The following is an 11,851-nucleotide window of genomic DNA, read 5'->3' on the forward strand; positions in this document are numbered from 1 at the left end:
ACTATTTGAACCAGCCTCGGCGCATAAACCAGACCACCATTGCAACACTCAACAAAAACATGAAGAACAGTACGCCAAAATATCCATATTTCCAGCCCAACTCGGGCATATTCGAAAAATTCATACCATAAATTCCTGCAATCAGCGTCAAGGGCATAAAGACGGTCGTAATTACGGTCAGCGTCTTCATAATTGAATTCATGCGATTGGAATTGAGCGATATATAACTGTCCCTCAGGTCGGCTGTCATCTCGCGGTCGGCCTCCAGCATGTCTGTCAGCTTCAATAAATGATCATATATATCGGTAAAATAAGCCATATGATCTCCTTGGCCCTGCACATGCTGCGAATTCAAAACTCGGTACATCAGATCACGCATGGGTACGATGGTACGGCGCAGCTTGAGCAGCCTGCCACGCAGGTCAAACACCTGCTTCATTAATTCCTCTACGGATTCGCGACCGCCCAAGCCCTCCAGCTCGGCCAATTCATCCTCAATCATAAAAAGGCTCGGAAAATAGTTATCTACCAGCTTGTCCATCACCGTGTAGGCTGCAGACAGCGGTCCTCGCGACCATATTTTGCGTTCATTCGCATGCTGGACAATCCGCTCCCAGGCTTGATCCAGCTCCTCTAGGTCACGGTGGTGATATGTAACCAAAAAACGACTGCTAATAAACATATCCACTTCTTCCGCAGCTAACGTGTCTACATCAAGCGCATGCACAACCAGAAACTGCACATCCTCATAATAATCCAATTTGGGACGTTGCAGAACATGCATACAATCCTCCACAGCCAATGGGTGAAAATGAAAATAACTCGTCAGCAGCTCCGACTCTCGATCTGTAGGCTCGCTAAAATCTACCCATATCCATATGTAATCCTCCATGACGATCTGCTCCAATGGTTTTCCCACTGTTACCTGATGATCATGGCCTATAGCCAATGTACGTATCACCGTACGTCCTCCTCGCTTACACTTCCGTCTGATATGTTATTTATATTTTATATAAGCCAATCAGCATTATACAAATCTCAAGTCCTGTATTCCTTTTAATAAAGAAAAGGATATCTCCGGGCCAACATGCCTCCCAAGATATCCTTTATCCTCGTGCAGAGCAGTTCTTATCTTCAAAGCAAGCCTTCCACTTACGAAAATAAGCATCGTAAAAGAAAAATCACTCACGTTCATTAAAGATGCACACGAAAAGCCACTAAGCGGTCGGATGCTTACCTCGCTATATCCCCCTCGGCGCAGCAAGCAAAGCGCTGCGCCAATTCCTTCTGCCTATACCCACCCATTTAAAATGGGGCAGGCTTTTGCGAAGAAAGGAGCGCTCAGCAAGTAGTAGCGGAGCGCTCCATTTGAATCTGGAGAAGCGGAGCGTTCGCCTTTGCCCCTGAATTTTCACCTTATAAGGTCCTATACAATCCAAAAATTCAGGGGCAACAGCGATCGAAAGATCAAATGGATCGCGGAGCGGTCGCACACTACGTCCTTACCTGCACTCACGGCAAACCTTGCCCACTTACAATACTTTTTCTAAGAAACTAATGGTCCGCTCGTTTTTCGGATTACCAAATACCTCTTGTGGCGTTCCTTCTTCTACGATGTAACCACCGTCCATAAACACAACACGGTCGCTTACTTCGCGTGCAAAACCCATCTCATGCGTTACGATCATCATCGTCATGCCTTCGCGAGCCAGATCATTCATTACACCCAGCACTTCGCCTACCATTTCAGGATCAAGCGCCGAGGTCGGCTCGTCGAACAGCATAATGTCTGGGTTCATTGCCAGCGCACGTGCAATCGCTACACGCTGCTTCTGACCGCCGGAAAGCTGTCCTGGCAGTGCATCTGCCTTATCGGCCAAACCTACACGATCCAGCAGCTTCATAGCCGTTTCCCGGGCCTCTGCCTTGGACTGTTTACCCAGTTCAGTCGGCGCGAACATAATGTTCTTGAGCACGGTCATATGCGGAAACAAATTGAAGTGTTGAAATACCATACCTATATTTTCACGGACTTTGTTAATGTCCACGTTTTTGTCACTCAAGTTGTAGTCATCGACAATGACCTCACCTGCGGTAATTTCTTCAAGCATGTTCATACAACGCAAAAAAGTACTTTTCCCCGAACCAGACGGGCCAATGACACATACAACCTCGCCTTCACGTACTTGCATGTCGATGCCCTTTAGCACTTGATTACTACCATAGCTTTTTTTTAGGTTTTTAACGATAATTTTACCCACGGCGAACTCTCCCTTCAAGACGGTTGGAAATTTTGGTCAGGACTGTAATGACGATAAGATACATCACCGCTACTACCAGCCAAATATCAAAGGATTGGAATGTCCGCGCAATAATGATCTTACCCGATTGGGTCAATTCGACCAAACCGATAACAGACAAAATGGACGTATCCTTCAACGTAATAACCAACTGATTGATAAACGACGGGATCATGATTTTCACAGCTTGTGGCAAAATGATTTTAAGCATAGCCGTCCGATAGGGTAGACCAAGCGAACGAGCTGCTTCCATTTGTCCCGGATCAATGGACTGAATACCACCACGGATAATCTCAGTTACATACGCACCCGCATTTAGGGATAGCGTCAATACAGCCGCAACAAAAAGCGGCATTTTGAAATCCAGTGCCTGTGGAATACCAAAGTAAATAAAGAAAGCAAGCACGATCAGCGGAATACCGCGGAATATATCGACGAAAACAGTTGCAATACCACGGAACACCTTGTTATGGCTTACTTTCATAAAGCCAAACACCAACCCTAGGATAAAGGCTACGAGTAAAGATACAAGCGTGTACAGCAACGTATTTCCCATGCCCTTAATGAGCGAAGGTAGCGAAGCGGAAATCAGTCCCCAGCGGCTGGTCTCTACAGGCGCCACACCTTTGCCTGATTCACCAAGGTATTTAGCCAAAATTTTATCGTATTCCCCGCTGTTGCGCAGATTAACAAGCCCTGCATTAAATTTCTCCAGCAACTCCTGGTTCTTGCCTTGGTTAACAGCAAACCCGTAAGAAGCACCTTTTTCCTTATCTGTTACCAGCTTAAGGCCGTTATTCTGATTTACACCATATGCCAGTACCGGATAGTCATCAAAGCAGGCAACCGAATTACCTGTTTTAACTTCATCATACATTTGAGAAGAATCGTCGAACGGTACTGTAGTAAAGCCGTATTTGGCCTTAATGGATTCTGCGAATGTATAACCTTCCGTTCCTGTTTTGACAGCGACACGCTGTCCTTTCAAGTCCTCATAGCGTTTAACCGTATCATTATCCTTGCGGACCGCCATGACGACGCCTGAATCAAAATAAGGCTCGGAAAAATCAAATTTCCGCTTACGTTCATCGGTAATACTCATCCCGGCAATGACACCATCCACTTGGTTCGTTTCAAGGGCCTGCACTGCCGCGTTAAAGCCAAGAGGCTTGATGGTATATTCAAAATTTTGATCCTTGGCAATAGCCGCCAGCAGATCCATGTCGATTCCGACGAATTTACCATTCACATCTTCAAACTCAAAAGGCGCGAACGTTGTATCCGTGCCGATATCATACTTTGTTTTATTTTCTGCATGTGCCACTACACCGAAATTACCAGCCAGGGCAACCACAAAAAACAAACAAATCATGAGTGCTATTAGTTTTCTAGATTTTTGCATAAGTTCCTCCAGTCAGTTGAACGGTTCAAAGTTTTCTGTTTATTTTACAGGAGTTATTAAAAATTGACTACTTTGATGTCAGCTATTTTTGAAAAATGTTTCATGGAACTATCTGGAGGTGTAAACTTTGAAGAAGCAGTTTTGCCCCAGAATGCCAATAAGCCCCTGCCGCAAAAAGCGGACGGAAGCTTATGGTGTATCCTATAGTGTATACCTTTTTTTCAAGAAATAATAATGAACTAGAAAAGAATTTTGAAAATCAATCCAGATAACAGTGCAGAAATAGGTATCGTTATAACCCAAGTAATAATAATGCGACCGGCCAGCGACCAACGCACAGCGGAAAAGCGCTTCGCAGAGCCCACACCCAAAATAGCCGAAGTAATGGCATGAGTGGTGCTTACGGGTAAATGAAGCAATGTGGCTGTGAAAATAACAGAAGCTCCCGAAATGTCGGCTGCGAATCCGTTAATTGGCTCGATTTTAAAAATCTTGGTTCCCATCGTCTTGATGATTTTCCAGCCCCCAATAGACGTACCCAGCGCCATGGCTGTTGCGGCTGAAATTTTTACCCACATGGGTACTTCCAAATGGTCCTGATACCCCGCCGAAACGAGTGCGAATGTAATAATCCCCATCGCCTTTTGAGCATCATTCGTACCATGCGTGAACGACTGAATCGCTGCCGTAATGACCTGCATTGTACGAAACCCTTTGTTCACCGTATGCGGACTACGACGAGCGAAGATGTATTTTAAAATCATCATCACGATGTAACCGACAACAAAAGCAATCAACGGGGAGAAAATAAGTCCTTCGACAATCCCGATGAAGCCGCTCCAGTTTAATTTATCCGATCCCGCACCTACATACACCGCTCCAGCCAATGCACCAATTAGTGCATGAGAAGAGGATGAAGGAATACCGAACCACCAGGTTAAGAGGTTCCAGATAATCGCAGCGATCAGCGTCGCAATCACGATATCAATTCCATTCGTAAGCTTGGTTGGATCAGCGACACTTCCACCAATGGTCTTGGCAACCCCTGTAAACAATATTGCCCCGAGAAAGTTCATGACCGCAGCCATAATAATTGCACGTCGTGGAGTCAATGCACGGGTCGATACCGAAGTTGCAATCGCGTTCGCCGTATCATGAAAACCATTAATAAAATCAAATGCCAGAGCAAGAAAAATAACAATACCCAATACCAGTAAACTTGTATCCATGTAAAAGGACTCCCTTACGAGTTACGCATAATGATGGATTCCAGCATATTTGCAACATCCTCGCATGAATCCGTTGTCGTTTCAAGGCGTTCGTACAATTCTTTGCGTTTAATCAGTTCAATAGGGTCAGTTACAGTTGCAAACAGGTTTTTGATGCAAATACGCAATAATTCGTCCCCCTGATTTTCCAAATCATTCAGGCGAATAGTGTATTCACGAATGGCCAGCAATTTTTTCTGTGAAAGCAAATGCACAGCTTTCTGAATTTCGTAAGCTGATTGACGCAAAATATCAGCGAACTGCACAATATACTCGTCCGGCTCCGTAATGTTGTACATATAAAAACGGGAAGCCGTCGCTTCAAGACCGTCCAGCACATCATCCATGGTCGTTGTCAGTTCCATGATGTCGTCGCGTTCCAACGGCGTAATGAAGGTCTTGTTCAGCTCAGTAATAATCGTGTGTGTGTAATCATCACACTTATTTTCATACTTCTTCATTTCATTTGTAAACAAAGTCACATCTTGAAGATTTGAAGTATGTTGGGCAAAATAATCGGCTGCTTGCACGATCGTATCTGCCATATTTTCCAACGTCTCGAAGAATATATCCTTTTTCTTCAATCTCATAACGATTACCCCTTTACGAAAATATCCGCAACCTGTTTCGACTGCAATAGACAACCTTTGCTATCTTATCACACTCATCAATGTTTTTGTAATGTTTGTAAAAGCAAATTTCATGATATACGTATACAATGCCCGACATGGAAGGTCATTATCCGACAATTTTTTCCTAAAAAGGTGTATTTCGTTTTCTAATTTGCTTCTATGGTTACATGTTCCTTTAGTGAAGTATCTGCAGGTACCACATGTATATAGGATGTACCTGGCGTTAACGGGATTTCAACCCCATTTTTCATAAAACGAATCGCATCGCCTGGTGTATGCTGCCACTCAGCCTGTATTAACTGTCCTTGTTGAAACACCATGGCCTCTCCACTGCCGTCCAGCTCAACACTTAATCTGCCTACATCATCCAACGTTCGATGTCTAGCGCTCATTACAATGACATTGGCTGCTGAGAGCTGTTGGTTATTATTTTGATCCACATGTGACTTTTCGTTCACAAAACGCTTATATTGTTGATTCGCTGGATCATAGGTATAAGATACCCGATAGCTTTTAAGCAAAAACCGGATTTGCAAAGATGCTGCTGCCTCGTCCACCATAACTGGAGTTTCGCCGGATTTAAGGTAAGAATATACTGGAACGTCCGTCTGCTTGGCATACCCTTTACTATCGCTTCCTTTGCGCAGTCTGTTTACGTCTGTGTATAAATTATGCGGAGGACGACGATCTTTGCTTCGCCAGAAGTAAGCCCCTCCATTTGAAATCTCATCCAGATGTTCCTTCCGCTGCTGCTGTAAAATCGCATAGGCATCTGTGCTTCCCCCTGCGTGTATCGGCAACGCACCATAGGTTTCGCCCAGCTCAATCAAATACGGCCGAATGCTACGGACCGGTCCAATCTTTACATCTCCGCCATGACTTTGGAAAAAAGCGACCAGACGGGTAATCCCGCCTTCTGCAAGAACTTCATATACCATGTCTGCCTCGCTAAGTCCTGCCTGTGGACGCGCAGCCGGAGCATTGTTGATCATGACAGCGAGCGGTCGCTCCAAAACCGGCTGCTCCACCGGAAGACCAGTGAGCGGAGCTGTAAATGCTGGAATAGACTGCTCCTTCGGCGGTTCAAGTGCCTCCTTCTCTGTTTCTTGCTTGGTCAGTTGGGGAACGGATTCGGATTTACCCGTATTGGACATAGCAGAACAAGACATCAGCGTCATGCATAACAGAGCTGAGGCCATCACACGCAACCAATGATTTCGTTGGGAAATGGGCCCGGACAAGTTCATCCCTCCACTTAGTTATTTTTCTCATTATAAGCTTTATTTCCTGTTTTTGTCTTGATTGAAGCATGACCAATCTATAGAATACTTATCTGAAGACATTAAAATTTAAAAAATATTTAGACTTTGTGATTTTTATCACAAATAACTGTAACTGAACCTACTACAATAAAGGTGTAGCAAAGATGATCATCCCCAACAAAATGAAATACAACCAACATTATAGATTAAGAAAGAGGAGTGGTTTGAATGTTTAACAGCTGGTTACGTGAGAACAAAGTCGCAATGTGGTTGCTGACTGTAGTACGGGTTTATCTAGGGTATGAATGGATGACCCACGGACTTGAAAAGCTGACAGGTGGATTTGATGCAGGCGGATTTATCTCGGGGGCCATTGCTAAAACAGGTGGAGACCATCCCGCTGTACAAGGCTGGTGGGGATCGTTCTTGGAAGCCTTTGCCCTGCCGAATGTAGGTTTGTTCAACGTCCTGATCCCATTGGGTGAGTTCTTGGTCGGGGTTGGCCTGCTTCTCGGTACATTGACTACACTGGCTGCTTTGATGGCTATGGTTATGAACTTCTCGTTCCTGTTCTCGGGTACAGTAAGCACCAATGCAATCTACCTGCTGTTTGAAATCTTCCTTGTAGTTGCTGGTGCAAATGCTGGAAGAATTGGCTTTGACCGTTGGGTACTGCCTTTCCTGCGTGGACTGTTTCGTAAAAATAAAGATACCTTTCCAGCGGACCCTAGTCGAAAAATAGCTTAAACATCCCCAAAATAACCGTTATCCTCCGGGATAATGGTTATTTTTTGCGCTGTTATGCTCACGATACACGTGCCTTCTAATTAATCGAAGACGCAAAATACACAAAAGAACTTCCATTCCCACACACCATGTGGATTCGGAAGTTCTTTTTTTACATTTACGTATCACTTTCTTGACCAAAAGCCCAACAATTGAGACTCAACGAGCCAAGGACATACGATTGAAAAAGCTTACGCGCGGAGCGCTCATGATCCGCAGCCCCCATTGCATAAAACAAAGGTGAAAAATGCTCAATTCCATAAGAAGGTACCGCCTGTTTGGCATATGGAGCCTTCTTATCATATTGGAATAGGTGACGCAAATTCCAGTCTTGAAGCTGCTGTGCAATCCAGTCATCATATTGAACGGCCCAATCGGCTGGCTCACTCGTCTGCTTGAGTGTCCGCAAGTTGTGGACCAATCCGCCGCTACCGATAATCAAAATCCCTTGTTCTCGCAACGGTGCCAGCATCCGTCCAATCTCGTATTGCTCCTGGGGAGCGCGCCGAGAATCAATGGATAAGGGTGCGACCGGTATGTCTGCATCAGGATATATATGCCGCAAAACCACCCATGCTCCATGATCCAGTCCCCGGTTCCGAACCGGCTGGTGGAACAGGTTATGCTGACTGAACAGATGCTCTATCTCCTCATACAGCTTCGGATCGCCTGGTGCAGGGTAATCGATTGAGTACATTTCTTCGGGAAAGCCATAGAAATCGTGCAACGCTGCATGCTGATCATCCGCGCCAATACATTGATCGGGGCTATCCCAATGTGCGGAAAAAATGACAATTCCTTTGGGTCGGGGCAGGCTCGCGCCCAGCTTTGCAAGAAAGCTGGTATATGCGTTATTTTCTACAGCCAGTGTCGGTGAACCATGCGCAACAAAAATTGAGGGTAATGTCATCGCTGCCAACCTCCACACGCCAGTATAGTGTTACTCTTCCATTTTACTCCGGCGGAGGCGCAATTTCCAATACAATCCGTTACACACTGAAATCAGATCATCCAGTGCTGCCAATCCCGTTGAATATTTTCCTGTTCATCCAGCCATTCAAGTGTTCGATCAATCAGCCGTTGCCGCTCTTTACCTGACGAGAAAGTGTGATCTCCCTGGAAAATAATCTCTTTATCACAGCGTCCCTCTGGACGCATCCAGAATATCTTTTGAAACAGAAATGCATAATCCACAGGAATAATATCATCCGAGGTGCCATGAACAACGAGCACATCTCCGTTAAATTTAACGGCCTCCTGGAACGGCTGAAATTGAGCTAACGACTCAAAATAAGCAGGCGTAAACTTATAGCCCAAATAGTCGGCATGACCGGTTTTAACAGACTCATCGTACACGCTTCGCTCCGTAATTTTGACGATGTCGTTGAACGGATAGCCCACTGCTGACCAAAGAACCAGATTTTGTACTCTCTTGTCCCGTACGGCTGTGAGAAGGGCTACTGCGCCCCCCAGACTGTGACCGATCAGCGTCACCTTGGTCGGGTCAATGTCCGCGCAATTGACGGCGTAATCCAACACGGTACGTGTCTGATTAATCATGGACTCAAGCCCCTGCTTGCCGTATTCACCTGTGCTCTCCCCACAACCGGCAAAATCAAAGCGCAGGACAAAGTATCCCCCTTCGGCCAGTTCACGCGCAGTCTTGACGAATAATCGATCTACGCCGATACGATTGCCTACAAAACCGTGACATATAACAACGAGAGGAACCCTTCTCTGACGATCTCCCTCATTTGTACGGTTTGGATAATGAATTGTTGCGGCCAGTTCTTCATGTTCAAAGCGAATTCCAATTTGCCGTTCCATCCTGATTCCCCCTGTTTCAAGCTTCACTACACATTTATGAAATCAAACTCATATCGTAACGTGGAATATCCATCCAGGATATTCATTCACTTTAATTCCGATAAGTTTAATAAGTATTATAGTAAAGTCAGTCTATCATTGCCCTGCTCCCTTGTCAACCTGCCAGTTCACATCGTTAAAAAAGTAAACAAATAGCGCTCCCCGATGCGATTCCAGAGAACGCTATACTACACTTATTAGAGTGAATCCACTACATTAAAATCGACATTCATTATTCGTAGCTGTTCCTAAACATTTGGTGGGTCTCCGTTCGTCCCTCCCACTCCAGCTTACAAGAGGCACCGTTGTGTTCATCCTCATGCCACAGGCTGCGGTAGTTCTGTGCACCCAGTTCACCCGCAAATTCTGTATCCTCAGCCACTTCGATATCGTCCAGTATACGGTACGTTGGAGATGATCTCTGAACGCTCCGGTGACTCACATTTGTAGACGAGGCCACCCCGCTATTCCCGTTCGAAGCGTTTGCCAGTCGTTTTTGGACTGAATAATCTGCCTGGTTCTCCAGTTTCATGATGCCACACCCTCTTAACGTTTATATTCAGGTTGCTCTATGTGCTCACCCTGTATCCAGTTTGAGGAGAATGCAGCGGTAATATACATTTTATAGATAAAGTCTTTTGCCATCCGACGCTTCCTCACGTATACTGTCTTTGTTACGAAATGGCGGTTCCATCAGCCCGGGATACGCTCATAAAGCAGGAGGAAGAAATGAATAAAGCAAAAAATTATACGCTTATTGCATGGATTGCCTTGTCTATGTTTTTCTTGACACAGGCAATTATCGGATGGTTTGTCACCTTTACAGGTGGGGATATCAAACCCTTTGAAAAAATCAGCCTTTCCACCCTTATCATCATCGCCGCAGGAGCCATTCTACTCGTTGAAGCTCTGATGAATTTTATGGACCGTCCCGAAGAAGGCGAGGAGACACAACAGCCAGACCATGCCCCTGTAAAGCCCCAGATGAATCTTAAATCCATCTTGATGTATGTTGTGTTGGTTGTCGTGATTCTTGTCGCCGGACTGGCGCTGCGCAGTGTACTGCCGGTATTCAGGATCTCACCATGGGTAAATTTAATTCTCGCCGCCATCGGCTTTATTGGGCTCAAACCGATTTTTCTGCGTAAAAAACGTTCATAGCCCGCAATCCTCATTATAATGGAGCTGCCCCATTTGAGATCATAGCAGCTCCTTTTCATTTCGATCAGGCAATCGACTTACAGCTTGGGTGTGCGCCAAAAAGCCGTATTCCTGGCCTGCAAGAAGCTGCATGGGGGAATACGGCTTGATATACTTTAGAACTTATTTGGAAAATAGTTGTTCTGCATTATCCAGAGCAATTTTATGTCCCATCGCGGAATAGTCCAGCCAAGGCTGTCCGTCCAACATGTAGACATGCCCTTGCTTCACCGCCTTGAGACCTTGCCATACTGTATTTCCTTCCAGCTGCTTGTATACCTTTTGGGCATCCGCGCCTTTACTGATGATAACAAGGATCGCATCGGCATCATAATCCGGTAAAACCTCTTGGGAAACAACCTGGTAAGCCTTGTTGATCTTTTCTACACCTTTGGCTGGCTTCAAGCCCAAATCCTGATACAACAGCGGTCCTACCGGACGCTTCATCCCCATAACACGAACCTCTTTCGCCGTCACACGTACAGCCATAACCGTTCCGTCTCCAATTTTTGAATGAATCAGCTTTTTGACTCGTTCCTTCTGTGTATCATAATCTTTTAGAAATGCGTCTGCCTGTGCTTCATGTTTGACCATAACAGCTATTTTTTTCAATTGATCCTTCCATGTGCCTTCATCCAGATCAAAAACTTCGGTCGGCGCAATTTTTTCAAACTTGGCCACATCGGTTCCCGAATATTTTTTGTCTAAGAAAATATGATCAGGTTGGAGCTCCAGTACCGCTTCCATATCCGGGTCTGTGACAACACCTAGCTTACGGGTATTTTGAAGACGATCTTTTACATGGGGCAGAAAATCCTTCACATCTCCGCCAATGACCGAACCAGCCGGAGTAATACCCAATGCCAGCAGGTTGTTGGTCAAATGAATAGACATCGAAGCAATACGCGAATCCGCACTAATGGTTGTCTGCGCACTGCCAGCCGCTTTCGTATCGGTAGCCTGTTTGTCGGCTGCTTGTCCGCAAGCGGACAGCATGATCATGCATACAACAAGAGCTGTGACTACCCATGAACGTTTAAAACCTGAACCCTCAAATTTGTGCTTTCTCATGTTTACTCTCTCCTATGCTACAGAAACTCTACATTATAATGATCAATATAGAAGGCTTCTACTT

The 11,851-nt window shown here is 45.3% G+C and carries 12 protein-coding genes; 2 read left to right on the forward strand and 10 right to left on the reverse strand.

Features of this window, described 5'->3' with window-relative positions; all coding sequences use genetic code 11:
• Window position 1: 1 nt before the first annotated feature.
• The 6 genes from corA to C1T21_RS22985 all read right to left on the reverse strand — a co-directional run bounded on the left by corA (window position 2) and on the right by C1T21_RS22985 (window position 6,843).
• Entirely contained in the window at window positions 2–961 is a 960-nt protein-coding gene (gene corA, locus C1T21_RS22960; protein ID WP_103049899.1) for a magnesium/cobalt transporter CorA, read from the reverse strand.
• 571 nt (window positions 962–1,532) lie between these two features.
• On the reverse strand, window positions 1,533–2,261 hold the full coding sequence (locus C1T21_RS22965) for an amino acid ABC transporter ATP-binding protein (RefSeq protein ID WP_029517121.1): 729 nt from the start codon (window positions 2,259–2,261) through the stop codon (window positions 1,533–1,535).
• Complete coding sequence (locus C1T21_RS22970) at window positions 2,254–3,702, reverse strand: amino acid ABC transporter substrate-binding protein/permease (RefSeq protein ID WP_103049900.1); 1,449 nt, start codon at window positions 3,700–3,702, stop codon at window positions 2,254–2,256. Before C1T21_RS22970 ends, C1T21_RS22965 begins: the two co-directional genes overlap by 8 nt.
• Before the next feature lie 239 nt (window positions 3,703–3,941).
• Complete coding sequence (locus C1T21_RS22975; protein ID WP_103049901.1) at window positions 3,942–4,931, reverse strand: inorganic phosphate transporter; 990 nt, start codon at window positions 4,929–4,931, stop codon at window positions 3,942–3,944.
• Window positions 4,932–4,945: 14 nt separating this feature from the next.
• The gene (locus C1T21_RS22980; RefSeq protein ID WP_007428879.1) at window positions 4,946–5,560 is read right to left on the reverse strand and encodes a DUF47 domain-containing protein; all 615 of its coding nucleotides are present in this window, start codon (window positions 5,558–5,560) and stop codon (window positions 4,946–4,948) included.
• 188 nt (window positions 5,561–5,748) lie between these two features.
• Window positions 5,749–6,843 carry a DUF3048 domain-containing protein gene (locus tag C1T21_RS22985; RefSeq protein ID WP_103049902.1) on the reverse strand — a complete coding sequence of 365 codons (1,095 nt, stop codon included), beginning with the start codon at window positions 6,841–6,843 and terminating at the stop codon, window positions 5,749–5,751.
• 249 nt (window positions 6,844–7,092) lie between these two features.
• On the opposite strand from C1T21_RS22985, the gene C1T21_RS22990 reads away from it, so the two are divergent.
• Window positions 7,093–7,611: a DoxX family membrane protein gene (locus C1T21_RS22990; RefSeq protein WP_023987083.1), complete on the forward strand. Its 519-nt coding sequence runs from the start codon at window positions 7,093–7,095 to the stop codon at window positions 7,609–7,611.
• Between the two features lie 157 nt (window positions 7,612–7,768).
• On the opposite strand, the gene C1T21_RS22995 is transcribed toward C1T21_RS22990, so the two are convergent.
• The 3 genes from C1T21_RS22995 to C1T21_RS23005 form a co-directional block, all read right to left on the reverse strand.
• Window positions 7,769–8,560: a dioxygenase family protein gene (locus tag C1T21_RS22995; RefSeq protein WP_103049903.1), complete on the reverse strand. Its 792-nt coding sequence runs from the start codon at window positions 8,558–8,560 to the stop codon at window positions 7,769–7,771.
• A gap of 92 nt (window positions 8,561–8,652) precedes the next feature.
• On the reverse strand, window positions 8,653–9,477 hold the full coding sequence (locus C1T21_RS23000) for an alpha/beta hydrolase (protein WP_068938549.1): 825 nt from the start codon (window positions 9,475–9,477) through the stop codon (window positions 8,653–8,655).
• 271 nt (window positions 9,478–9,748) lie between these two features.
• On the reverse strand, window positions 9,749–10,048 hold the full coding sequence (locus C1T21_RS23005) for a hypothetical protein (RefSeq protein WP_103049904.1): 300 nt from the start codon (window positions 10,046–10,048) through the stop codon (window positions 9,749–9,751).
• A gap of 197 nt (window positions 10,049–10,245) precedes the next feature.
• On the opposite strand from C1T21_RS23005, the gene C1T21_RS23010 reads away from it, so the two are divergent.
• Window positions 10,246–10,677 (forward strand): hypothetical protein, encoded by a 432-nt coding sequence (locus tag C1T21_RS23010; protein WP_013308831.1) that lies wholly within the window; start codon window positions 10,246–10,248, stop codon window positions 10,675–10,677.
• Between the two features lie 162 nt (window positions 10,678–10,839).
• Here the strand turns inward: C1T21_RS23010 and C1T21_RS23015 are convergent, their stop codons facing one another.
• The gene (locus tag C1T21_RS23015; RefSeq protein ID WP_103049905.1) at window positions 10,840–11,787 is read right to left on the reverse strand and encodes an ABC transporter substrate-binding protein; all 948 of its coding nucleotides are present in this window, start codon (window positions 11,785–11,787) and stop codon (window positions 10,840–10,842) included.
• Window positions 11,788–11,851 lie beyond the last annotated feature (64 nt).

Source organism: Paenibacillus sp. F4, assembly GCF_002894905.1.
Taxonomy (GTDB): Bacteria; Bacillota; Bacilli; order Paenibacillales; family Paenibacillaceae; genus Paenibacillus; species Paenibacillus polymyxa_B.